At 74.7% G+C, this 23,119-nt stretch carries 21 protein-coding genes and 2 tRNA genes; 13 read left to right on the top strand and 10 right to left on the bottom strand.

Going from position 1 to position 23,119, the window contains the following annotated elements; translation table 11 throughout:
- Positions 1–8 precede the first annotated feature (8 nt).
- Positions 9–263, top strand: coding sequence for a hypothetical protein (locus GA0070558_RS07060; protein WP_091277001.1), 255 nt, complete (start codon positions 9–11; stop codon positions 261–263).
- A gap of 132 nt (positions 264–395) precedes the next feature.
- Positions 396–761 carry a WhiB family transcriptional regulator gene (locus GA0070558_RS07055; protein WP_043965842.1) on the top strand — a complete coding sequence of 122 codons (366 nt, stop codon included), beginning with the start codon at positions 396–398 and terminating at the stop codon, positions 759–761.
- A gap of 403 nt (positions 762–1,164) precedes the next feature.
- On the opposite strand, the gene GA0070558_RS07045 is transcribed toward GA0070558_RS07055, so the two are convergent.
- The 3 genes from GA0070558_RS07045 to GA0070558_RS33290 all read right to left on the bottom strand — a co-directional run bounded on the left by GA0070558_RS07045 (position 1,165) and on the right by GA0070558_RS33290 (position 4,206).
- Complete coding sequence (locus GA0070558_RS07045; RefSeq protein WP_091276997.1) at positions 1,165–2,496, bottom strand: ABC1 kinase family protein; 1,332 nt, start codon at positions 2,494–2,496, stop codon at positions 1,165–1,167.
- A gap of 284 nt (positions 2,497–2,780) precedes the next feature.
- Positions 2,781–3,833, bottom strand: a complete 1,053-nt coding sequence (locus GA0070558_RS07040) for a ThiF family adenylyltransferase (protein ID WP_091276995.1) — start codon at positions 3,831–3,833, stop codon at positions 2,781–2,783.
- A 205-nt stretch (positions 3,834–4,038) separates the two neighbouring features.
- Entirely contained in the window at positions 4,039–4,206 is a 168-nt protein-coding gene (locus tag GA0070558_RS33290; protein ID WP_007464795.1) for a DUF5679 domain-containing protein, read from the bottom strand.
- A gap of 514 nt (positions 4,207–4,720) precedes the next feature.
- Between GA0070558_RS33290 and GA0070558_RS07035 the strand changes: the two genes are divergently transcribed.
- Complete coding sequence (locus tag GA0070558_RS07035) at positions 4,721–5,251, top strand: M48 metallopeptidase family protein (RefSeq protein ID WP_043965850.1); 531 nt, start codon at positions 4,721–4,723, stop codon at positions 5,249–5,251.
- Between the two features lie 290 nt (positions 5,252–5,541).
- Positions 5,542–6,150, top strand: coding sequence for a hypothetical protein (locus GA0070558_RS07030; protein ID WP_091276992.1), 609 nt, complete (start codon positions 5,542–5,544; stop codon positions 6,148–6,150).
- A gap of 221 nt (positions 6,151–6,371) precedes the next feature.
- On the opposite strand, the gene GA0070558_RS07025 is transcribed toward GA0070558_RS07030, so the two are convergent.
- Entirely contained in the window at positions 6,372–7,607 is a 1,236-nt protein-coding gene (locus GA0070558_RS07025; protein WP_052503872.1) for a zinc-dependent metalloprotease, read from the bottom strand.
- 181 nt (positions 7,608–7,788) lie between these two features.
- Here GA0070558_RS07025 and GA0070558_RS07020 point away from each other — a divergent pair, with 181 nt between their 5' ends.
- The 5 genes from GA0070558_RS07020 (at position 7,789) to GA0070558_RS07000 (ending at position 12,791) form a co-directional block, all read left to right on the top strand.
- Positions 7,789–8,802, top strand: coding sequence for a YlbL family protein (locus GA0070558_RS07020; protein WP_176734128.1), 1,014 nt, complete (start codon positions 7,789–7,791; stop codon positions 8,800–8,802).
- Between the two features lie 122 nt (positions 8,803–8,924).
- Positions 8,925–11,915 carry a UPF0182 family membrane protein gene (locus GA0070558_RS07015; protein WP_256091796.1) on the top strand — a complete coding sequence of 997 codons (2,991 nt, stop codon included), beginning with the start codon at positions 8,925–8,927 and terminating at the stop codon, positions 11,913–11,915.
- A gap of 72 nt (positions 11,916–11,987) precedes the next feature.
- Positions 11,988–12,061: transfer RNA gene (locus GA0070558_RS07010), tRNA-Met, on the top strand.
- Positions 12,062–12,232: 171 nt separating this feature from the next.
- Positions 12,233–12,306, top strand: a tRNA-Met gene (locus GA0070558_RS07005).
- 233 nt (positions 12,307–12,539) lie between these two features.
- On the top strand, positions 12,540–12,791 hold the full coding sequence (locus tag GA0070558_RS07000; RefSeq protein WP_043965858.1) for a hypothetical protein: 252 nt from the start codon (positions 12,540–12,542) through the stop codon (positions 12,789–12,791).
- 43 nt (positions 12,792–12,834) lie between these two features.
- Here the strand turns inward: GA0070558_RS07000 and GA0070558_RS06995 are convergent, their stop codons facing one another.
- On the bottom strand, positions 12,835–14,166 hold the full coding sequence (locus GA0070558_RS06995; protein WP_256091795.1) for an ABC transporter substrate-binding protein: 1,332 nt from the start codon (positions 14,164–14,166) through the stop codon (positions 12,835–12,837).
- A gap of 129 nt (positions 14,167–14,295) precedes the next feature.
- Here GA0070558_RS06995 and GA0070558_RS06990 point away from each other — a divergent pair, with 129 nt between their 5' ends.
- Positions 14,296–15,129 carry a phosphoribosylaminoimidazolesuccinocarboxamide synthase gene (locus GA0070558_RS06990; RefSeq protein WP_077938440.1) on the top strand — a complete coding sequence of 278 codons (834 nt, stop codon included), beginning with the start codon at positions 14,296–14,298 and terminating at the stop codon, positions 15,127–15,129.
- A 48-nt stretch (positions 15,130–15,177) separates the two neighbouring features.
- On the opposite strand, the gene glpK is transcribed toward GA0070558_RS06990, so the two are convergent.
- The gene (gene glpK / locus GA0070558_RS06985) at positions 15,178–16,665 is read right to left on the bottom strand and encodes a glycerol kinase GlpK (protein WP_091276985.1); all 1,488 of its coding nucleotides are present in this window, start codon (positions 16,663–16,665) and stop codon (positions 15,178–15,180) included.
- 65 nt (positions 16,666–16,730) lie between these two features.
- Positions 16,731–17,189 (bottom strand): ATP-binding protein, encoded by a 459-nt coding sequence (locus GA0070558_RS06980; protein WP_077938442.1) that lies wholly within the window; start codon positions 17,187–17,189, stop codon positions 16,731–16,733.
- Between the two features lie 80 nt (positions 17,190–17,269).
- Between GA0070558_RS06980 and macS the strand changes: the two genes are divergently transcribed.
- Both macS and GA0070558_RS06970 read left to right on the top strand, forming a co-directional pair.
- The gene (gene macS, locus GA0070558_RS06975; protein WP_369523370.1) at positions 17,270–18,421 is read left to right on the top strand and encodes a MacS family sensor histidine kinase; all 1,152 of its coding nucleotides are present in this window, start codon (positions 17,270–17,272) and stop codon (positions 18,419–18,421) included.
- A gap of 95 nt (positions 18,422–18,516) precedes the next feature.
- A complete protein-coding gene (locus GA0070558_RS06970) occupies positions 18,517–19,182 on the top strand; it encodes a response regulator (protein WP_077938462.1) in 666 nt (221 codons plus the stop codon).
- A gap of 67 nt (positions 19,183–19,249) precedes the next feature.
- Here the strand turns inward: GA0070558_RS06970 and GA0070558_RS06965 are convergent, their stop codons facing one another.
- The 3 genes from GA0070558_RS06965 to GA0070558_RS06955 all read right to left on the bottom strand — a co-directional run bounded on the left by GA0070558_RS06965 (position 19,250) and on the right by GA0070558_RS06955 (position 21,695).
- Entirely contained in the window at positions 19,250–19,822 is a 573-nt protein-coding gene (locus GA0070558_RS06965; RefSeq protein ID WP_091276982.1) for a DUF5709 domain-containing protein, read from the bottom strand.
- 95 nt (positions 19,823–19,917) lie between these two features.
- Complete coding sequence (locus GA0070558_RS06960) at positions 19,918–20,697, bottom strand: ATP-binding protein (RefSeq protein WP_091276978.1); 780 nt, start codon at positions 20,695–20,697, stop codon at positions 19,918–19,920.
- Positions 20,697–21,695: an SDR family oxidoreductase gene (locus tag GA0070558_RS06955; RefSeq protein WP_091276974.1), complete on the bottom strand. Its 999-nt coding sequence runs from the start codon at positions 21,693–21,695 to the stop codon at positions 20,697–20,699. Before GA0070558_RS06955 ends, GA0070558_RS06960 begins: the two co-directional genes overlap by 1 nt.
- Positions 21,696–21,869: 174 nt before the next feature.
- On the opposite strand from GA0070558_RS06955, the gene GA0070558_RS06950 reads away from it, so the two are divergent.
- On the top strand, positions 21,870–23,072 hold the full coding sequence (locus GA0070558_RS06950; RefSeq protein ID WP_091276970.1) for a glycosyltransferase: 1,203 nt from the start codon (positions 21,870–21,872) through the stop codon (positions 23,070–23,072).
- Positions 23,073–23,119 lie beyond the last annotated feature (47 nt).

Below are 23,119 nucleotides of genomic sequence, written 5' to 3'. Positions count from 1 at the left end.
TGGCACCAATGGAGATCTACATCAACGAGCGTCCGCTGGCGCTGCCCGCTGCCGTCGTTCCGCTGTCGGCTGTCCGGGTGGCCCCGGCCGCTCGACCGTCGGCTCCGTGGGCGCACCAGGCCCGGGTTCAGGCCGAGCTGAACCTGACCGTCGCGCCGCTCACCGAAGCCGAGGGGACCAGTGGCTTCACGGGCATGGGCATCGACGGCGCCAAGCAGCGCACTGATGTCCGCGGCGTTCCACCTCGAGGTAGACCGGTCTGATCACCAGACCAACCGGCTCACCTCGAGGCCGCGGAACCCGCTACCGGGATCCGCGGCCTCAGTTTTTTGCCCCGCCGAAGTACGTCGGAAATCCGATCCACGAGATCGAAGTGAGAGAGAGGTGACCGGGAGATGAGTCTGGCGTTGGCCCCCGTCGACCTGAGCGTCGAGCTGGAGGCGAACCTGCCCTGCCGGAAGTTCGACCCCGACCTGTGGTTCTCCGACCAGCCCGCCGAGCTGGAGTTGGCCAAGTCGCTCTGCGGGGACTGCCCGCTGCGCGTCGAGTGCCTCGCCGGCGCGGTCGAGCGGGCCGAGCCCTGGGGCGTCTGGGGCGGCGAGATCTTCGAGCGTGGCGCGGTCGTCCCGCGCAAGCGGCCCCGGGGCCGCCCGCGCAAGGAGGACGTCGCGCGGGACGCCGCACTGAAGGTCGAGGCTGAGGCGCGACTGGCGGCCAGTGGGCTGTCCGCGTCGCGTCACGCCGTCCGGTTGGCTGCCTGACACACCCGATCCGCACCACCCCCCGCCGGTGTCCACCGGCCCGAGCACATCAGAGAAGGTCGATACCCATGCTGCACATGCCCCACGGAGCCGTCGAGATGCAACTACTCCACGAAGCGTTGTCCCGGGCCCGAATGCCCCGGCCTCAGGCCGGTCGCACCACCACGAGCACTGAGGCAACCCGCACCATCCGAACCGCCCGTACCGTCGCGATGAGCAGCCGCAGCCAGTCGGCGCGCGACCTGGGCGTCTACTAACCGATCACCACACCCGCGCGGGGCGGGTCGGCCGCCGGCCGACCTGCCCCGCGTCGTCGTGCCGGCTCAGCCGGCGGTGCTCACCGTGCCGGCGCAGCCGGCCGTGCCCGTCGTGCCGGCTGAGCCGGCGGCCTCACCGCCCCGGCTCAGCCGACCGGGGCGAAGCCCGGCAGCCAGCGCTCCAGGATCGACCGGTAGGGCGCCTTCGCCTCCAACTGGCACAGCACCCCGATCGAGCCGAGCGTCACCCGGTGGATCAGCAGGTACGACGGCGGCAGGTTCAGCTGCCGGCTGAGCTGGTACGCGGGCGAGCGCGGGCTGGCCAGCCGGGTCGCCTCGGCCCGCAGCCAGGCCCGGGTGAACCGGAACTCCTCCTCGGCCACCGGGTCCAGCATGGGCCGGATGAAGTCGAGCACGGCCTGGGCGTCGATCTGCTCCGTCCGGCTGACGAAGCCCTCCTCGCGCAGCCCGTCGACCACCGCGTCCGCCTCGCCGCGCAGGGCCAGCCCGGCCAGCCGGCCGATCGGCTCGGGCGTGCCCTCCGGCATGCGGGCCACCGCGCCGAAGTCGATGACGCCGAGCCGGCCGTCGGGCAGCAGCCGGAAGTTCCCCGGGTGCGGGTCGGCGTGCAGCAGCCCGGCGCGGGCCGGCGCGGACAGGTGCAGGATCGCCATGAGCCGCCCGGCCTCGTCGCGCTGCTCTTCGCTGCCCTCGCGGATGATCTCGGCGAGCGGCGTGCCCTCGATCCACTCGGTGACCAGCACCCGGGGGGTGGCGGTGAGCACCGTCGGGATGAAGATCTCGTCGTCGCCGGCGTACGCGGCGGCGAAGGCACGCTGGGACTCGGCCTCCAGCTCGTAGTCCAGTTCCTCGGTGATCCGCTCCCGCAGCTCGACCAGCAGCGGCTTGACGTCCAGACCCGGCTGGATCGCGCGGAACATGCCGCCCAGCCGGGAGAGCTGCTTGAGGTCGGCCAGCAGCGCGTCCCCGGCCCCCGGATACTGGATCTTGACCGCGACGTCCCGGGGCGCGCCGTCGTCCGGGTCCCGCCACACGGCCCGGTGCACCTGGCCGATGCTGGCCGCGGCGGCCGGGGTGTCGTCGAAGGAGACGAAGCGTTCCCGCCAGGCCGGGCCGAGCTGCTCGGCGAGCACCCGGTGCACGGTGGCCGCGGGCAGCGGCGGGGCGGCCTCCTGGAGCTTGGTGAGGGCCTGCCGGTACGGGGCGGCGATCTCCTCGGGCAGGGCCGCCTCGAAGACCGACAGCGCCTGGCCGAACTTCATCGCCCCGCCCTTGAGCTGGCCCAGCACGCTGAACAGCTGCTCGGCGGTGCGTTGCTGGATCTCGGCGGAGATCACGTCGGACGCCAGCCCGGTGACGCGCTTGCCCATGCCGAGGACGGTCCGGCCGGCGAAGCCGAGCGGCAGAGCGGCGAGCTTGGCGGTCCGGGACACGGCCCGGCGCGGGATGTCGGTCACCCGGCCATTGTTACCGACTCGGCGGCCTTGCGGCTGCTCCGCTGCCGGGCCGGGGCCGTCCGCCCCCGGATCGTGGCGGTCCGCCCCCGGATCGTGGTCGCCCGTGTCGCCGCCGGGCAGGGCCCGCCGGGTGGATCAGCGGCGCGGCCCGGCAGGGCGGCCCGGCACGGCGGCCCGTCGCGTGGGGGCGGCGCGTGGGTCAACGGCTCGACCCGGCCCGGTGGCCCGGCGCGATGGCCCGGCGCGGTGGCCCGGCGCGTGGGCGGCCGGAACGGGGGCGGGAGTCAGCGGCTCGGCCCGGCGCAACGGCAGGACGGGTGGGGCGGCCAGGTCCGCCGGCGTAGCCGGCCCGGTCCGGCGACCTGCACGGCGCAGCCGAGGGTCTCCGGGGTGCCGCCGTCGAGGTGTGCCAGCGCCTCGGCGGCGGCGTACCCGGCTGCGGCGAGCAGGGTCGCCGCGCCGCCGGCCTGGTCCGGGGTGTCGGTGGCGAGCTGGGCGGCGAGCGTCGGCCAGCCCGGGTCCCGGTCCGTCCGGTGCAGGTCGACGCAGCGCAGGCAGGGCCCGATCGGCGGACGGACCAGCGGCCCGACCGTGGGCACCCCCTCGCGGAGGCCGAGCAGCAGGTGCGGCTGACGACGCTGGGCGAAACCGGCCGCGACGAGGGCCGCCGGCCGGTCGAGGCCGAGCAGGAGCACGAGATCGGGTCGACCGCCGCGCAGCGGGCGGGTGGCGGTGCCGGGGGCGACCCGGTCCACCGCGTCGCGTACGGCGGCGGCGAGCGGCCGGCCCAGGTCGGCGGCGGCGAGACCCGTGCCCACCAGGTCGGCCGGGCACACCGGCCCGGCCAGGTCCGGGCGTACGTGCCCGACCCCGGCCTGGGCGAGCGCGACGGCGACCGGTGCGCCGAGCCGTCCGGCGCCGGTGACCAGCACCCGCGCGGCGCGGCGCCGCCGCAGCACCTGGGCCGGTGTGCCGGGCAGCGCGGGCGCGGCGAACGCCAGCGCCCCGGCCTCCGCGCTGAGCCGCCGCCGCGCCGGCCCCGCGAGGTCGCGGGGCAGCAGCGTGTGCGCGGGTACGACCAGCCCGGCGGCGCACAGCGCGTCGACGAGCCCGCGCGCCTCGTCCCGTGGCACGTCGGCCCCGGCGGCGTGGGCGAGGACGAGGCGCTCGCTGCGGGTGCCGTCGAGCAGGTCGAGCACCCGGACGGCGCGGGGGTTGGCCACCTCGACGAGGACGGCCCGGCCCGGCTCCAGCCCGAGCTGGAGGGTGTGCCGGTCCCGCCAGAGGCGGGTCAGGCCGGGCAGCAGGGTGGGGCGGGGCAGCGGTTCGCGGTCCATGACGACGAATCGTGACCGAGTCCCTGCTTTCCGTCGATCGTTGTCCACAGGTGCGCACCCGCCTACGCAGGGTTATCCACAGCGAATGGCGGGTTATCCACAACTCGCCGGTAACTGTGTCGGGTGACCGACACGGGCGCGCACCGGCAACGCGACGGGGGAGGGCGACCGGTGGCCGCCCTCCCCCGTGCCGGACCCGAACGGGTCAGACCTTCGCCTTGCCCAGGATGCGGTTCACTGTTGTGCCGCACACCGGACACTTGCCCTTGGCCATGTTCATCCCGGTCTTCGAGACCTCGACGTGCCCCTCGAAGTCCCGCTTCTCCTTGCACTTGACGCAGTAACCGTTGTAGGTCTGGGCCTGGTCGGCCACGGTTGTCCTCCTCGTCTCGTCCGCCGGTCAATCCGGTTCCGGCGGGTTGCCCGGCGGCGGGCCACGGGGGGCGCCGACGCCGGGACTTCTCCGCGGCCACGCTCGTGACCGCTGGTCCGCGGACCCTACCCAGGTGCGGGCGGTTCCATGTCAGCTGTGCTTCGACACTGTGAGCAAGTCGACGTCGAGAGTGTGCATGCCGAATTACGTCGGATAAGTCAGTTTCGCGGGGACACGCCGGGTGAACCCCCTCAGATCGCCCGAGAGGCGGCCCCCGGCGGGCGGCCGGCGGCGTGATCACATACCGTGGGGCGGAGGCGCGCGGCTTCCCGACGCGGCCACCACGAACCGTGACGGAGCCCCTCCGTGACGGTCCGCAAGGTTTTTTTTCGGGACTCCTGGTCACCAACCATGACTTTCCGGGCGCGTGTCGTGGTGTTGACTCTTGCGGACCCCTGGTCAGTACCCATTAGCTTTCCTTCGTGACAGCAATCCAAGGCTGCGCGGCCCGCTGATGGCAGGGGCGCGGAAGCCGGTCGTCGAAGTACGGCGCAGCCAGCGCCGGCGACGCACGGTGTCCGCCTACCGCGACGGGGAACGGGTCGTGGTGCTGATCCCCGACCAGTTCTCCCGGGCCGAGGAGACCGAGTGGGTCGACCGGATGCTGGCCCGGCTGGCGGCCCGCGAGGGGCGCCTGGTCCGCACCGACGACGAGCTGTTCGGCCGCGCCACCCGGCTGCGCGGCCTCTACCTCGCCGAGTACGGCGACCAGGCCGTCCCGGTGAGCGTCCGCTGGGTGACCAACCAGAACGGCCGGTGGGGCTCCTGCACCCCCGCCGACCGCACCATCCGCATCTCGCACCGCATCCAGGACATGCCCGACTGGGTGATCGACTACGTCCTGCTGCACGAGCTGGCCCACCTCATCGTGCCCAGCCACAACGCCCGGTTCTGGGCGCTGGTCGGGCGCTACCCCAAGGCCGAGCGCGCCCGCGGTTACCTGGAGGGCGTGGCCGCCGCCTCCGGCACCCCCCTGACCGACTGACCCACCCACCCACCCACCCCACCCCACCTGTACCCCGCCCGCGCCCCGCCCGCGCCCGCCCCGCCACCCGCGCCCCCAGCCCGCGCCGATCTTGCAGCTGGGGCCCCGGCGAATGGTGTGAAACGGGCTTTCGGGGGGCCGAAAGTGCAAGATCGGCGCGGGAGTGGGGCTGGCGGGGCGGGCTGCGGGGCGGCGGGTGGGTGGCGGGTGGGTGGCGGGTGGGTGGGGTGGCGCAGGGTGGGGGTGCGGGGTGGGGTGGGTCTCCGGTGGGGCTCGTCTAGGGTCGGGGCGTGGCCCGACGTGTGGTGGTGGCGTTGCTCGGACCGGTGGCGTGGACGCCCCCGGGGATCGACCCGGCGGCCTGGCGGGCCGCGCTCGCCGAGGACGTGGTGGACCTGCTCGCCACCCTCCAGGAGGTCGAGACCGCGATCGCGGCCGTCCCGGCGGACCGTGCCCTGGCCGAGTCCGTCACCTGGCCGGGCATGGCCGTGTACGAGGTGCCCGCCGCCACCGGCACCGCCGTCCTCGCCGCGCTGGCCGGGGCCGGGTACGACGAGGCTGCCGTCGTCGCCGCCGACGCCCCGGACCTGCCCGGCCTGACCGTCGGCAAGCTGCTCCGCCCGCTGACCACGCGGCCGGTGGCCCTCGCCCCGGTCGAGGGCTCCGGCACCGGCCTGCTCGGCGTCGCGTCCCGGCTGCCCGTGCCCGCGTGGCTGCCCGAGGTCGACCTGGACGTCGCCCACCCGGCCGAGGTGCGCCGGGCCGCCCCGCGCCCCGGGGACGTGGCCGTCACCGCCGCCTGGCGGCGGATGCGCGGCCCAGCCGACCTGGCCGCCCTGGATCCCGCCGTGGAGGGCTGGGAAACCACCCGCGCCCTCCTCTCATCCCCCCACCCCTGACGCCCCACCCACCCCAACACCCGGCCCGCCCGCCCACCCCAACACCCGGCCCGCCCGCCCACCCCAACACCCGGCCCGCCCGCCCACCCCAACACCCAGCCCGCCCGCCCAGCCCGCGGTGATCAAGAGGTTTGCGTCATCGTGAAGATCGACTTTGACACTTTTCTCTTGATCACCGGGCCGAGGTGGGGCGGGGGCAGGGTGGGGTGGGGTGGGGTGGGTTAGGGGCGGGGTGGGGAGTCGGGGGAGTCCGGGGGTTCCGGGGTGCCGGGGGTGGGCGGGGGTTGCTCCTGGGGGCCGCCCGGGGCGGTGAAGTCGAAGGTGGCCAGCTCGTCGTCGAGGTCGAGCCGGGCCGTGGCGAACGCCACCGGGTCGGTGAAGTCGTCGTCGGAGGGGAGCAGGTCGGGGTGGCCCCAGACGGCGTCCCGGCCGGCGATGCCCCGGTGCTCGGTCAGCGCCGCCCACAGGGTCGCCGCCTCGCGCAGCCGGCGCGGGCGCAGCTCCAACCCGACCAGCGCCGCGAACGTCTGCTCGGCCGGCCCGCCGGCCGCCCGTCGACGGCGGAACGCCTCGCCGAGGCGTACGACGTTGGGCAGGCGCTCACCGGCGGCGTCGTCCACCACGTGGCAGACCCAGCCCTCCACCAGGGCGAGCGCGGTCTCCAGCCGGGCCAGCGACGCCTTCTGCGCCGGCGTGTCCTCCGGGGTGAAGATGCCCTCCAGGGCGATCGCCTGCATCGACTCCGGGTCGGTCGGGTCGACCCGGCCCATCGCCTCCTCGATCGCCTCCCGGTTGACCCGGATCCCCGAGGCGTACGTCTCGACGGCGGTGAGCACGTGCCCGCGCAGCCACGGCACGTGCTCGAAGAGCCGCTGGTGGGCCGCCTCGCGCAGGGCCACGTACAGCCGGACCTCGTCCTCGGGCAGCTCCAGGCCCTGGCCGTACACCCGGATGTTGGCCGGGATCAGCGCGGCCGTGCCGGCCGGGCCGAGCGGCAGGCCGATGTCGCCGGCGGAGAGCACCTCGGCGGCGAGCGAGCCGAGGGCCTGGCCGAGCTGCCCGCCGAAGAGCGCGCCGCCCAGCGTCGCCACCATCGACTGCATCGGGCCGAGCTGGGCGCGCGCCTCCGGCGGCACCAGGTCGCCCATCGCGCCGACCATCCGGCTGGCCACCGGGTCGCACAGCTTGCGCCAGACGTCGAGCGTCTTGTAGATCCACTCGTTGCGGTTCCAGGCCAGCGAGGTGCGGATGCCCGTCGGCCAGGCGGTGGCCGGCTCCAGCCAGAGGTCGGCCAGGCGCAGCGCCTCCTCGACGGCGTGCCGCTCGTAGGGTGAGGCCGCCGGGTCCCCGGTGGCGGCGAGCTGACTGGCGGCCACCTGCCGGGCCAGGTCCCAGTTGACCGGTCCGCCGCCCTGCGCCGAGAGCAGGTGCTGCAACTGCGACATGAACTGCTGCATCGCCGCGGGATCGTTGGGGTCTGGTGGTTGCCCACCCGGGAGCGCGAAACCGAACGGAATATCAGGCACGACCTCTACGGTACGCGGGCTGCGCCCCAGGCAGCCGCCACCGGCGTTGCGCCGAGGGCGAAGTCCCCGTCACCCTCGGGCATCCCGCCGCGGCCTCGGTACGCTCACCGCCATGAGACGTCGCGGCGTGACCGTCCTCCTGGGTGCCCTGCTGACCGCCCTGCTCAGCTTCGGCGTGCTCAACGCGCCCATCCCGTACGTGGTGCTCGGCCCCGGCCCGACGGTCAACACGCTCGGCACCGTGGACGGCAAGGAGGTCATCCAGGTGACCGGGCGGGCGACGTCCACCTCCGCCGGCCAGCTGCGGTTGACCACGGTCGGCGTGCAGCCCACGGTGCGGCTGCGGTCCGCGCTGGCCGGCTGGTTCTCCGCCGACGAGGCGGTGGTGCCCCGCGAGCTGGTCTACCCGCCGGGGGAGACCCAGCAGGAGGTCGAGCAGCGCAACGAGGAGGACTTCCGCAACTCCCAGACCAGCGCCGAGACCGCCGCGCTGCGGGAGCTGGGCTTCCCCGTCCAGGTGCTGGTCAAGACCGTGACGGCGGGCGGCCCGTCGGAGGGGGTGCTCTCCCCGGGCGACATCGTCACCTCGGTCGACGGCACGCCGGTCACCAGCGCGGGCAAGCTCACCGAGCTGATCCGCGCGAAGCCGGCCGGCACCGGCCTGACCGTCGGCTACACCCGCGCCGGTGCCGCCGCCACGGCCCGGATCACCAGCCGGGAGTCCGACGGCCGGCCGCGCATCGGGGTCGAGATCGACCAGCAGCAGCCGCACCCGTTCACCCTCTCCATCGACCTCGGCGACATCGGCGGGCCGAGCGCCGGCCTGATGTTCGCCCTCGGGATCGTGGACAAGCTGGAACCGGCCGACCTCACCGGCGGGACGATCATCGCGGGCACCGGCACCATCGACGACGAGGGCCGGGTGGGCCCGATCGGCGGGATCGCCCAGAAGCTGGTCGGCGCGAAGGACTCCGGGGCGAAGGTGTTCCTGGTGCCGGAGGCGAACTGCGCGGAGGCGGTGCGTAACCCGCAGCCCGACCTGCCGTTGCTCAGGGTGGGGTCGCTGGCCGACGCGCTCACCGCCCTGGAGACCCTCCGCGCCGGGGGCCAGCCCACCCGCTGCTGACCGACGCGCCCGCCCGACCCGCCGCCCGGCGTGACCGTGGGCCGACACTCTCAGGAACACCCCGTACTCTGGGTGCCTGGTCGGAGCCGATCACATCGAGCGTGCGGAGCCAAACAGTGGTCATGCGTAGCAGCCCCCTGCCGAGGATGAGCCGGCGCGGACGCGTCACCATCGGAGTCCTGGTCGGGGTGTTCGTCCTCTTCACCCTCCTCGGTTGGGGGGTGCAGGCGTGGACGGACTGGCTGTGGTTCGACGAGGTGCGATACACACAGGTCTTCACCGGCGTGCTGGCCACCCGGCTGCTGCTCTTCCTCGTCGTCGGCCTCGCGATGGCGCTGGTCGTCGGCGGCAACCTCTGGCTGGCGCACCGGCTGCGCCCCAAGCTGCGGCCCCACTCGCTGGAGCAGGCCACCCTGGAACGCTACCGGATGGTGCTCGGCCCCCGGCTCGGCCTCTGGATCAGCCTGGTCGCCCTGGTGGTCGGCCTCTTCGCCGGGCTGTCGGCGCAGAGCCGGTGGAACCAGTGGCTGCTGTTCCGCAACGGCGGCGACTTCGGCGTCAAGGACCCGGAGTTCGGCGTCGACGTCGGCTTCTACGTCTTCCAGCTGCCGTTCTGGCGCTACGTGCTGGGCGTCGGCTTCACGGCGGTGGTGCTGGCCCTGCTCGGCGCGCTGGCCGTGCACTACATCTTCGGCGGCGTGCGCCTGCAGGGCGTCGGGGACCGGATGACCAACGCCGCGCGGGCCCACCTGAGCACGCTCGTCGCGGTCTTCGTCCTGCTCAAGGCCGTGGCGTACGTGCTGGACCGGCGCAGCATGCTGCTGGAGTACAACGAGGGCGCGAAGCTCTACGGCGCCGGGTACGCCGACATCAACGCGCTGCTGCCGGCCAAGGAGATCCTCGCCTACATCTCGGTCGTGGTCGCCATCGCGATCATCGTGTTCTCCAACGCGGTGATGCGGAACCTGGTGTGGCCGGGCATCTCGCTGGCCCTGCTCGGCGTCTCCGCCGTCGCCATCGGCGGCATCTACCCGTGGGCCGTGCAGACCTTCGAGGTCAAGCCGAGCGCCAAGGACAAGGAAGCGCCGTACATCGAGCGCAGCATCGACGCCACCCGGGCCGCGTTCGGGCTGGCCGACACGAAGATCCAGCCGTACGCGGCGAGCAACCTGGTGCCACCGGCGAGCCTGGGCACCGACGCCTCCGTGGTGCCGAACGTCCGGCTGCTCGACCCGCAGCTCGTCTCCGAGACGTACACCCAGCTCCAGCAGGTCCGGGGCTTCTACGACTTCGGCCCGAAGCTGGACATCGACCGGTACGCGGTGGACGGCAAGACCTCCGACTACGTGGTCGGCGTCCGGGAGGTCAACTACGGTGAGCTGACCGACCAGCAGAACACCTGGATCAACCGGCACACCGTCTACACCCACGGCTACGGGCTGGTGGCCGCGCCGGCCAACCAGGTGGTGTGCGGCGGCCAGCCGTACTTCGTCTCGGGCTTCCTCGGCGAGAAGACCCAGGAGGCGTGCTCCGCGCAGACCGAGCAGATCCCGGCCACCCAGCCGCGCATCTACTACGGCGAGCGGATGGAGCCCGAGGACTACGCGATCGTCGGGCAGGCCAACCCGGAGCGCAACGCCGAGTTCGACCGGCCGACCCAGACCGGCGGCGAGCAGTACTACACGTACACCGGCGAGGGCGGCGTCGAGATCGGCTCGTTCAGCCGCCGGCTGCTCTACGCCATCAAGGAGCAGGAGTCCAACTTCCTGCTCTCCGAGGCCGTCAACGAGAACTCGAAGCTGCTGTACGTGCGTAACCCCCGGGACCGGGTCGAGAAGGTCGCGCCGTTCCTCACCCTCGACGGCGACCCGTACCCGGCGGTGGTCGGCGGCCGGGTGCAGTGGATCGTCGACGGCTACACCACGGCCGCGACCTACCCGTACGCCGAGCGGGTCAACCTCCAGTCGGAGACCACCGACGAGCTGACCGGCCGGGGCACGTTCCAGCTCGCCCGGGAGAACGTCAACTACATCCGCAACTCGGTCAAGGCCACGGTCGACGCGTACGACGGCACGGTCCGGCTGTACGAGTTCGACCAGACCGACCCGGTGCTCAAGGCGTGGAACAAGGCGTTCGGCGGGGACTTGGTGCTGCCGAACGACAAGATCCCGGCCGAGCTGCGGGAGCACTTCCGGTACCCGGCCGATCTGTTCAAGGTGCAGCGCAACCTGCTGACCAAGTTCCACGTCACCGACCCGGGCGACTTCTACTCGGCGCAGGACTTCTGGCAGGTGCCGAACGTGCCGGACAACCCCGACGGCGGGCAGAAGCAGCCGCCGTACTACCTGTGGACGCAGTTCCCGGGGCAGGCCGCGCCGCGCTTCCAGCTCACCTCCGCCGTCACCCCGAACGGCCGGCAGAACCTCGCCGCGTTGATCTCCGGCTCGTACGTCGACGGCAAGCCGCAGCTGGAGGTGCTGGAGCTGCCCGACCAGACCCGGATCTCCGGGCCGGTGCAGGTGCACCAGCAGATGACCAACAACGCCAACATCCGGCAGCAGCTGAACCTGCTCTCCTCCAACCAGGCCCAGGTGCAGTACGGCAACCTGCTGTCGCTGCCGTTCGGCGACGGGATGCTGTACGTCGAGCCGGTCTACGTGAAGAGCAACCAGCAGGACGCGTATCCGCTGTTGCAGAAGGTGCTGCTCTCCTACGGCGACGGTGGCTCGTACGTGGTGCTGGCCAACAACCTGACCGACGGCATCAAGCAGCTCGTCGAGCAGGGCAAGCAGGCAGCCGAGGGCGGGACCCCGCCGCCGACCGGCGGCACCCCGCCCCCGGGTGACGGCAGCAACGCCCCGCCGCTGACCGGCGAGCTGGCCGAGGCGGCGGCCAAGGTGCAGTCGGCCATCGCCGAGGTCAAGGCCGCGCAGACGTCCGGCGACTTCGAGCGGTACGGCCGGGCGCTCAAGGCCCTGGACGAGGCGATGACGGCGTTCCAGCAGGCCCAGCAGGCGGCCAGCCCGGCCGCCCCGGCCGCGCCCTCGGCCTCGCCGTCCGCCTCGCCCAGTGGCGGCTCAGCTCCGTCGCCGTCGGCGCCGGCAGGGGGATGACCAGCGGTTACGCCCCGCCCCGTGGGCCGTTTTGCGGCCCGCGGGGGCGGTGGGTTAGGGTTAACGAGCCGACGCGGGGTGGAGCAGCTCGGTAGCTCGCTGGGCTCATAACCCAGAGGTCGCAGGTTCAAATCCTGTCCCCGCTACTCGTTCGGAAAGGCCCCGGAGTTCGCTCCGGGGCCTTTCGCGTGACAGCCTCCTGCGTGCTGGCGTTTCGCGGGGTGGCTTCTCGCATGCTGGCTTCTCGAATGGGGGCGGGCGGCTTTCGGGGGCCCGCTGATCTCCGCCGCGGGGATGGGCTAAGCTATGAAAGCCGACGCGGGGTGGAGCAGCTCGGTAGCTCGCTGGGCTCATAACCCAGAGGTCGCAGGTTCAAATCCTGTCCCCGCTACTCGTTCGCAAGGGCCCCGGAGTTCGCTCCGGGGCCCTTCGCTTTTCCTGCGCGCGAGGCTCCGTGTCTCCTCCTCGCGCGAGGCCCTGTCCAGCTCTCGGCCGCGAAGCTGGGGCGATGCCGTCCGGTCGCGCCGTCGGGCGATGCCGTCCTCGCGCAGTTGGGCGATGCCGTCGGGCGCGTCCCCGGCCGTCCCGCGTGCCCCACTTGCGTTCCTCGGCGAGGATGGGGGCATGTCTTCGTGGAACAAGTGGTGGGGCCGGCTCAGCACGGTCCTCGGTGCGGTCGTGCTGTCGGTCTTCGTCCCGGTCGCGGCCTGGGCGTCCACCGGCACGGGGGAGCTTGTGGTGGAGGCTGCCAAGCGGCGGTCCCGGGGCGGCGGCGTCGGCTTCCTCGGGCTGCTGTGCTGCCTGGTCGTCGTCGGCGGGATCGTCCTGCTGGTGCTGCTGCTCATGCGCAACCGGCGAAACCGCCCGCCGCGCTGACCCGTCCTGTCGGCGACGCCGGGCGACGGAACGGCGCGGGTGGTCAGGAGGCCAGGGCGGCCTCGGCCTGGGCGACGAACCGGGTGGTGGCCGCGCGGATCCCGGCCCGGCCGGAGCGGACGCCCTCGGCCGTCTCGACGAGCAGGGTCCGGACCCGGGCGTGCCCCTTCGGCGGCGGGCCGGGGGCCGGGCCGAGCTGGGCGGCCACGGCCTCCGCGAGGGCGGCGGCGGCCTGCTGCCCCGGGTCGGCCAGGCTCTCCCGCACATACCGGCGGATGGCGAGGTTGGGGCTCACCCCGCGTTCGTGGCCGAGGGCCAGGCCGGCCTCCATGTTGTTGGTGAGGAACTGGATGACGTCGGCCACCAGTGCGGGGTGCCGGGTGCCCCGGAAGCCCGCCCAGTACATCGAGGCGCGCGGCCACTGCGCCGCCGGTGGCCCGGGGAACGCGGCCAGGGCCAGCTCGTCCCTGGTCTGCCGCCGGAACTCGGGGAACTGGTGGGCCCAGGCGAACGACGCGGCCGTGTGGCCGGTCACCACCAGTTGCCGGGTCGGCTCTCCGCCGTCGGCCTGGTCCACCAGGGCGGCGCTCGGGGTGGCCTGCCGGGCCCGCGCGTTCTGCCACAGCTCGAACCAGTCGACCAGCTCGTTCGCGCCGAAGCCGAGCTGCCGGCCCTGGTACAACTCGGCGCCCCGGGACCGCAGCCACAGCCAGAGCGCCCGGTGGTCGCCGGACGGGTCCATCGTGCCGGCCACCCGGCCGTCGGCGGCCCGGGTGACCCGCGCCGCCCAGTCGACGTACGCGGGCCAGGACATGCCGGTGCGGGGCTCGGCGACCCCGAGCCGGCGCAGCAGGCTGCGGTTGTAGACGAGGGCGGCGGTCGTCTGGGCGGCGGCGACCGCCACCGTGCGCCCGTCCACCTCGCCGTAGCGCGCCAGGTCCGGCGGGAGCCCGCGCAGGTCGAGCCGGTGGTCGGCGACGTATCCGCCGAGGTCGAGCAGGATCTCCCGCCGGGCGTACTCGGCGAGGACGGTGTCGTCGAGCTGGATCAGGTCGGGCACGTTGCCGCCGGCGGCCTGGGTGGCCAGCCGGTCGTAGTAGCCGGGCAGGCCCTGCCAGGTGACCCGGAAGCTGACCAGGTTGTTGCGGGAGGAGTAGAGCCGCAGCGCCTTCTCGGTCAGCTCGGCCCGGGCGGCGGTGCCGTACCAGAAGACCGAGAGCTCGACCGGCCCGTCCTCGACCGGCCGGTCCTCCTCCCGGCTGCCGCAGCCCGCGAGGCCGGTCGCCGCGAACGGCGCACCGAGCAGCGCACCGAGCAGCCGCCGCCGGCCCGGGTCCGGGCCGGTGCGGGTCGGTGGGGTACGGGCGTCGGGCACGGGCGCTCCTGATCTTTCCAACGTGGGGTCGGACCATTTACACAGCCGGCGCGGGCGGGTGTCAACGGCCGTGCGGCCCGACGGGTGGCCGTCCCGGGGCGTCTGCCGGCCCGTGGTGTACTAGGGCGCGTGGAACTTCTGCACTCGGGCAAGGTCCGGGACGTCTACGCCGACGGCGACGACCTGATCCTGGTCGCCTCCGACCGGATCTCGATCTACGACGTGGTGCTGCCGACCCCGGTGCCGGACAAGGGCCGCCTGCTCACCGCGCTGTCCCTGTGGTGGTTCGAGCAGCTCGCCGACCTGGTGCCGAACCACGTCGTCTCCGCCACGGACGTGCCGGCGGAGTTCGCCGGCCGGGCGATCCGCTGCCGGCGGCTGGAGATGGTCCCGGTCGAGTGCGTCGCGCGGGGCTACCTCACCGGCGGCGGCCTCGCCGAGTACGAGCGCACCGGCGCGGTCTCCGGCGTGCGGCTGCCCCGGGGCCTGGTCGAGGCGTCGATCCTGCCCGAGCCGATCTTCACCCCGTCGACGAAGGCCCCCAAGGGCGAGCACGACGAGCCGATCTCCTACCAGCAGGTGGTGGACAAGGTCGGCGCGGAGACCGCCGCGCGGCTGCGGCAGATCACCCTCGACATCTACTGCCGGGGCGCGGAGCTGGCCGCCGACCGGGGCATCCTGGTCGCCGACACCAAGATCGAGCTGGGCTGGGCGGCGGACGGCACCCTCGTCCTCGGCGACGAGGTGCTCACCTCCGACTCGTCGCGGTTCTGGCCGGCCGAGTCGTACCAGCCGGGCCGGGCCCAGTTCTCCTACGACAAGCAGTACGTCCGCGACTGGGCGACCGGCGGCGGCTGGGACAAGCGGCCCCCGGCCCCCGAGGTGCCCGCCGAGGTGATCGAGGCGACCCGGGCCCGCTACGTCGAGGTCTACGAGAAGCTCACCGGCAGCACCTGGTCCTGACGCCCGCCGGCCCGGCGGCGGGCCGGTGCCGGGCCGACCGGTGCCGGGTCAGTCCACCCAGTCGAGGGTGCGCTGCACGGCCTTGCGCCACTGGCGCAGCTCCCGGTCCCGCTCGTCCGGGTCCATCGCGGCGGTCCACTGCGCGTCGGAGCGCCACTGGGCGCGCAGGGTGGCCAGGTCCGGCCAGAAGCCCACGGCGAGGCCCGCCGCGTACGCCGCGCCGAGGCAGGTCGTCTCCGTGATCCGGGAGCGGACCACCGGCACGTCCAGCACGTCGGCGAGGAACTGCATGAGCAGGCCGTTGGCGGTCATCCCGCCGTCGACCCGCAGCCGGCGCAGCGCCACGTCGGAGTCGGCGTTCATTGCGTCGACCACCTCGCGGGTCTGCCAGGCCGACGCCTCCAGCGCCGCCCGGGCCAGGTGCCCCTTGGTGATGTAGCCGGTGAGCCCGGCGACCACCCCGCGCGCGTCGCTGCGCCAGTGCGGGGCGAACAGCCCGGAGAACGCCGGCACCACGTAGCAGCCGCCGTTGTCGTCGACCGTGCGGGCCAGCTCCTCCACCTCGGCGGCGGTGGAGATCAGGCCGAGGTTGTCCCGCAGCCACTGCACCAGCGAGCCGGTGACCGCGATCGCGCCCTCCAGCGCGTAGGCGGCGGGCTGCCCCTCGATCCGGTACGCGAGGGTGGTCAGCAGCCCGTGCGAGGAGATCACCGGGCTCGCGCCGGTGTTGAGCAGCAGGAAGCTGCCGGTGCCGTACGTGCACTTGGCCTCGCCCGGGCCGAAGCAGGTCTGCCCGAACAGGGCGGCCTGCTGGTCGCCGAGGGCGCTGGCCACGGGCACCCCGGCGAGCGGCCCGTCGGTGGCGGTGCCGTAGACCTCGGCCGAGCTGCGGATCTCGGGGAGCATCGCGGCCGGCACGCCGAGCGCGTCGAGCAGCTCCGGATCCCAGTCGAGGGTGTCCAGGCCCATCAGCATGGTGCGGCTCGCGTTCGTCACGTCGGTGACGTGTCGGCCGGTCAGCTTCCAGATCAGCCAGCTGTCCATGGTGCCGAACAGCACCTCGCCCCGCTCGGCCCGCGCGCGCAGCCCGTCGACGTTGTCCAGCAGCCAGCGCAGCTTCGGGCCCGCGAAGTAGGTGGCCAGCCGCAGCCCGGTGCGCTCGCACAGCCGCTGCTCGCCGTACGCCTCGTCGAGCGCGCGCAGCTGCGGCCCGGTGCGGGTGTCCTGCCAGACGATGGCGTTGGCGACCGGCCGGCCCGTGGCGCGGTCCCAGACGACGGTGGTCTCCCGCTGGTTGGTGATGCCGACGGCGGCGATCCGTTCCGGGCCGGTGCCGGCCGCGTCGAGCGCCTCGCGGACGACGAGCCGCACGTTGTCCCAGATCTCCTCGGCGTCGTGCTCGACCCAGCCCGGCCGGGGGAAGTGCTGCCGGTGCTCGCGCTGGGCCACGGAGACGATCTCCCCGGCCCGGTCGAAGACGAGGCACCGGGACGAGGTGGTGCCCTGGTCGATGGCGGCGACGTACTCTCCGGTCACCGCAGCACCGTACCCGCCCCGCCGCCGGTCCGCCGCCCACCGCCGCCCGGCCGGGGCCCGGCGGGTCAGTCCGGGGCGCGCTCGCCGGCGCCGAGGGCCGGGGCGAGGGGCATGCCGATGCGGACCGTGGTGCCGGCCGGGCCGGTCTCGACGTCCATCGCGTCGCTCAGCTCCCGGGCCAGCCAGAGACCCCAGCCGCCCGCGGTGTCGGGCGCGGGGCGGCTCCGGTCGTCGAGCCGTCGGGAGCTGATCCCCCGGCCGTGGTCGGCGACCTCGCAGACCAGCCGCCCCGGCTGGCGCCACAGCCGCAGCCACCCCCGCCCGCCGCCGTGCCGCACCGCGTTGGTGAGCAGCTCGTTGACGGCCAGCACGAAGTCGTCCAGCCGTTGCCCGCGCAGCCCGACGGCGCGGGCGCAGGAGGTGACCGAGTGCCGGAGCTCGGTCACCTGGGCCTGGTCGAAGGCTTCGGCGATCAGGAGGGTGGTGTCGATGGGCACAACCGTACGCCGTGTCGGTCGGGGCAGCCATGATCGTCCGCCGTTCCCGGGGCAGGTGGCGGCGGGTCGCGTCCCGCCCGAAGGACGATCACGGCTGGGGAGGGGGCGTGTGGCATCGTGTCGGGGTGCCGTCGACGCCCGGTGGATTCGAGGTCCCGCTCTGGCGGGCCGTCGCGGTGTTCCGGTTCGCCGCCCTGGCGTACGTCGGCCTGATCGTCGCGCGCGACGCCCGCGGGTACGCCCACCCGCTGGTCGCCAGCGTCGTCCTGCTGGTGATGCTCGGCTGGACGGTGACCACCGCCCTCGGCTACGCCCGTCCCGCCCGACGGGGCTGGCCGCTGCTGGTCGCCGACCTCGCCGTCGTGGTCGGGGTGCTTCAGGTCAGCCCCTGGGCGGTCGGCCGGGCGGCCCTCGCGACCGGCGCGCCCAGCCTCGCCGTGGTGTGGCTGGCCGGGCCGGTGCTCGCCTGGGCCGTCTCCGGCGGCCGGCGGCGCGGCACCGTGGCCGCGCTGGCGGTGTGCGCGGCCGACCTGGCGGCCCGGGAGCGGATCGGCCAGTCCGCCCTCACCGGCTCGATCCTGCTGCTGATGGCCGGGGCGGTGGTCGGGCACGTCGCCCGGCTGGCGGTGACCGCCGAGCAGCGGCTGCACCGGGCGGTGGAGCTGGAGGCCGCGACCCGGGAGCGGGAACGGCTGGCCCGGGACATCCACGACTCGGTGCTCCAGGTGCTCGCGCTGGTGCAGCGGCGCGGCGCCCACCTGGACGGGGAGGCCGGCGAGCTGGCCCGGCTGGCGGGGGAGCAGGAGGCCGCCCTGCGCGCCCTGATCGCCGGGGCGGCGCCCCCCGGCGACGCCGACCCGGTGGGGCAGGACACCCTCGACCTGCGTGCCCTGCTCGGCCGGTACGCCTCGGCCACGGTCTCGCTGTCGGCACCGGCCACCGGCGTCCCGCTGCCCGCGCCGGTGGCCCGGGAACTGGCCGACGCGACCGGGGCGACGCTGGACAACGTGCGCCGGCACGCGGGTGGCCGGGCCTGGGTGCTCATCGAGGACGAGGGGGAGACGGTGACGGTCTCGGTACGCGACGAGGGCCCGGGCATCCCGGCGGGCCGGCTCGACGAGGCCGCCCGGCAGGGCCGGCTCGGGGTGGCGCAGTCGATCCGGGGCCGCGTCGCCGACCTGGGCGGCACGGTCACCATCACCTCCACGCCGGGAGCGGGCACCGAGGTCGAGCTGACCGTGCCGAGGACGCCCCGGTGAGCGCCGCCGACGCCCCGCCCCCGCCGACCGGCCCACGGTCGCCGGCCACCGGCCCGGACGCGCCCGCCGCGAACGCCCCGGCCGGCGTGCGGGTGATGGTGGTGGACGACCACCCGATGTGGCGGGAGGGGGTGGCCCGCGACCTCACCGAGGCCGGGCACCTCGTGGTCGCCACCAGCGGAGAGGGCCGCCAGGCCGTGCGGGTCGCCCCCGCCGCCCGGCCCGACCTGGTGGTGCTCGACCTGCAACTGCCGGACATCTCCGGGGTGGAGGTCATCCGGGGGCTGCGCGCGGCGCTGCCCGAGGTGCGGGTGCTGATGCTCTCGGCCAGCGGCGAACAACAGAGCGTCCTGGACGCGGTGAAGGCCGGCGCGACCGGCTACCTGGTGAAGTCGGCGGCCCCGGCCGAGTTCCTGGACGCGGTGCGCCGCACCGCCGCCGGCGAGCCGGTCTTCACCCCCGGCCTGGCCGGCCTCGTGCTCGGGGAGTTCCGCCGGCTCGCGGCGGGCGCGGGCGGCCCCGCCGCGAGCCGGGGCACCGCCGCGGTGGACCGCCACGCCGACGCGCCCCGGCTCACCGACCGCGAGACCGAGGTGCTGCGCCTGGTCGCCAAGGGGATGTCGTACAAGCAGATCGCCGAGCGGCTCGGGCTGTCCCACCGGACGGTGCAGAACCACGTGCAGAACACGCTCGGCAAGCTCCAGCTGCACAACCGGGTCGAGCTGACCCGCTACGCGATCGAGCGCGGCCTCGACGACTGAGGCGTCGGGGCCGGGCGCGACCGACCCGCAGGCCGGCGCAACCGGCCGGCCGGGCGCGGCGGGCCGGTCAGTGCGCGCCGGGCGGCCGGGTCTCGTGGATCGCCAGCTCCTCGGCGCTCGCCCCGCCGCCGGCGGATCCCGCGTCGTACGCGACGTTGTCGGTCTCCAGGTCGCTGTGCGCCCCCTCGTCCGGTTCCACCAGCCGGCCGACCTCGGCGTCGGCGACGCTGCCGAGCTGGCCGTGGTCGTAGACGGAGACGGGGGAGTGCGGGTCCGAGGTGGGGCCCGGGTCGATCACGTCGGCGTCGAGCTGCGCCTGGGCGGCGGCCTCCTCGCTGTCCGCCTCGGCCGCGATGTCCGGGTCGACCGGTCCGGCCAACGGGTCGTCGGCGGGGCGCTCGAAGCTCTCCCGCTGGAGCTTGTAGTCCAGCGACTCGCCGTCGAGCTGCTCCTCGGCAGTGGTGCCGTACCGGTCCACCGCCACGGGCGTGCGGTCGCCGGGCAGCTGGGCCGGCGCCGGGCCGTCCGCCTCGCGACCGGTCTCGACGTCGTCGTTGGCCGTCGAGTCGTCGTCGGCGGTGTCGGGCAGGCCGTCGGCCTCCGGGTCGGAGACGGGGGTCGGGTACTCGTCGTCGCGCATGGCTGATCACTACCCACTGCCCACCGCCCGTAACCGATCCGCCCGCCGGTGTCCGGGCCGGCACGTGGGGACCGCTGGGGCGGCGGTGACAGGAGTCAGCCCGGGTTGCGCGCGAGGTCCAACACGGCCCAGACGAGCTTGCCGTCGGGCAGGAGGGTGCTGCCCCAGCGGCGGGCCACCGTGTCGATCAGCAGCAGGCCCCGACCTCCGGCCAGGTGCGGCGGGGTCACCCCGGTGTAGCGCGGCTGCCGCCGCGACTGGTCGCGTACGCCGAGGTGCAGCGTGCCGTCGCCGGGGGCGAGCCGTAGGGTCATCGGGGTGCGCGCATGCGCCACCACGTTGTTGACCATCTCGGTCACCGCGATGCAGCCCGCCTCGGCCAGAGCGCCGATCCCCCACCGGGCGCAGCCGTCGGTGACCAGCGCCCGGGCCTGCCGGGCCGCGCCGACGACCGGTGGCAGCGCGGTGGTGGTCGCCGCGGCCATCGGGGACCGGGTCAGCGCCGCCGTCGCCTCCGCCAGGGTCGCGCAGACCAGCAGCCCGGGGCCCGCCGCCGCCCCCGTCGGGTCGACGACCAGCAGCCCCGCCGCCGGCCAGTCGGCGATCTCGCGGCGCACCTCGGCGAACAGCCCCCGGGCAGGGGCGGCCAGCCGCAGCCGGGTCAGGTCGACCACCACCGGGCCGGGGCGGTCGCAGAGCCGCACGAGCAGCGCGTCCCGGACGGCGGCGGTGCCGGCGGCGTCGAGCACCCCCGTCAGCCGGAGCACTCCGGACGACTCGTCCGTCTCCACCACGCAGCGCAGGTCGGTCGGCATGATCGTCCCATTGTGCGCCGTGGCGACGAACCGCGCATCCTGCCGGTCGGGGGAGTTCATCAGCGCGCCGTCCGGGTCCGCCGGGCCCGGGCCGCCAGCGTGCCGACCGCCGTGCCGGCCGCGGCGAGCCCGAAGGCGGTCGTCATCCGGACCAGTTGCCGCCGCCGGCCGTGCCACCCGCCGTCCCGCCGTGCGGCCGCGTCGGCGGCGAAGACGTTGCCGGCGCTGTCCGGCCGGCCGGCGGGCCCGAACTGGGTGCGGTGGACATACCAGCCGAGGACCCGTTCGGCCAGCGCGGGGGCCAGCCGCCACTGCGCGCCGAGCAGCCGGGCGGCGCCCCCGGCGTACGCCTCGCGGCGCGGCCGGCGCAGCACCCGGACGATGGTCTCGGCCACCAGCTCCGGCGGGTACACCGGCGGGGGCGGCACCAGCTCCCGACCCGTGTGGTTGGCGGCGTGCCGGAAGAACGGGGTGTCGATGCTCGCCGGCAGCACCGTGCACACGGAGACGTTCCCCCGCCCGGTGAGCCGCAGCTCCTGCCGCACCGTGTCGGCCAGCCCCCGGATGCCGTGCTTGGTGGCGTTGTAGGCCGACTGGTAGGGCATCGCCACCTCGGCCAGCACGGAGGCGTTGTTGACCAGGACCCCGCCGCCGGCCGCCGCGAGGTACGGCAGGGCGGCCCGCATGCCGTGCACGGTGCCGAGCAGGTTCACCTCCAGCACCCGGCGGAACTCCCGCACCGGTATCTCGTCGAACAGCCCGACCGCGCTCACCGCCGCGTTGTTGATCCAGGCGTCGATCCGGCCGAACTCCTCCGCCGCGCGGGCGGCGAGGATCTCCACGGCGACCGGGTCCGTGACGTCCGTGGGCACGACGAGCGCCTGGCCGCCCAGCTCCCGGCACCGCGCCGCCACCCGCTCCAGGGCGTCCTCGCTGCGGGCCGCGAGCGCCACGGCCGCGCCCCGTCGGGCGAGGGCGTACGCGGTGGCGGTGCCGATGCCGCTGGAGGCGCCGGTGAGCACGACGACGGCGTCGTCGAGGGTGCGGGTCAGAGGCATTCCACGCCCGTACCCCCGTGGGCCCCGCTCATGCCGACGGCCCGGACCGGATCGGCGGCCGGCGGCCCCGGCCCCGGGCGGGGACTTGCCAGGTTTCGGCTCCGAGCGGCGCGGTTAATGGGACCCTCTGACCGGGAGGACCCACCAGCTCAACCAACCGCATGGAGGTGACCCATGCGCGTCGGCCTAGTGTGCGCGCACTCCGGCCCGTCGCGGCCCGCCGACGGCCCGGTGGTCGGCACGCGCGAGCACATCGCGCGGGTCGCCGCCGAGCTGGCCGGGCGCGGCCACGACGTGCACGTGTACGAGCGCCGGGACGATCCCGCGCTGGCCGCCACGGCGGAGGTCGACGGCTACCGGGTGGAGCGGGTGCCGGTCGGCCCGGCCGCGCCGATGCCCACCGCCGAGCTGGTCGGGCACGTGTCGGAGTTCGGCCGGTGGCTGGCCGACCGGTGGGTCGGCGGGTGGTCCCCGGAGGTGGTGCACGGGCACTACTGGGTCGGCGGCCTGGCCGCCGCGCACGCGGTGCGCGAGACCGACATCCCCGTCGTGCAGACCTTCCACTCGCTCGGCGTGGAGCAGCTGCGCCACCTCGGCCCCGGCTACGACGGCCCCGGCACCCGCATCCCGCTGGAGCGGGCCCTGACCCGGGCGGTGGACATCGCGGTCGCCCAGTGCAACGACGAGGTCGACGAGCTGACCCGGATGGGGCTGCAACGCAGCTCGGTGGCGATGGTCCCCACCGGGGTGGACACCGACCAGTTCCACCCGGACGGCGAGGCGGCCCCGCGCGACCAGCGCTCGCGCATCCTCTCCGTGGGCGGCCTGACGCCCGGGCACGGCCACGACGACCTGATCCGGGCGATGCGGCTGGTCGGCGACGCCGAGCTGGTGATCGCCGGCGGCCCGCCGGCCGACCAGCTCGCCGGCCACGCCGAGGCGCGCCGGCTGCGCGAGCTGGCCGAGCGCACGGGGGTGGCCGAGCAGGTGACGCTGGTCGGCGCGGTGCCGCACGACCAGATGGCCACCTGGTACCGCTCGGCCGACGTGGTGGCCTGCACCCCGCACTACTCCTCCGCAGGCCGGGTCTCGCTGGAGGCGATGGCCTGCGGCGTGCCGGTCGTCGGGTACGCGATGGGCGGCATCGCCGACGCCGTCGTCGACGAGGTCACCGGGAAGCTGGTGCCGCCGGGCGACGTGCGGGCCCTCGGGATGACCCTGCGCCGGCTGCTCGCCGACAACGCGGGCCGGTTCGCGTACGGGCACGCCGCCGTGGACCGGGTCCGGTGCAGCTACACGTGGGAACGCACGGCCGGCGCGCTGGAGCGGCTCTACGAGCGGGTGGTGCTGCGGCGCAGGCCGGTCGAGGCGGCGTAGCCCGAACCGGCCCGGCACGCCCGAACCGGCCCGGCACGCCCGAACCG

The organism is Micromonospora haikouensis, assembly GCF_900091595.1.
Classification (GTDB): domain Bacteria; phylum Actinomycetota; class Actinomycetes; order Mycobacteriales; family Micromonosporaceae; genus Micromonospora; species Micromonospora haikouensis.
Note: the sequence above shows the minus strand (reverse complement) of the source record. Positions and strands in the feature narration are given on the sequence as shown.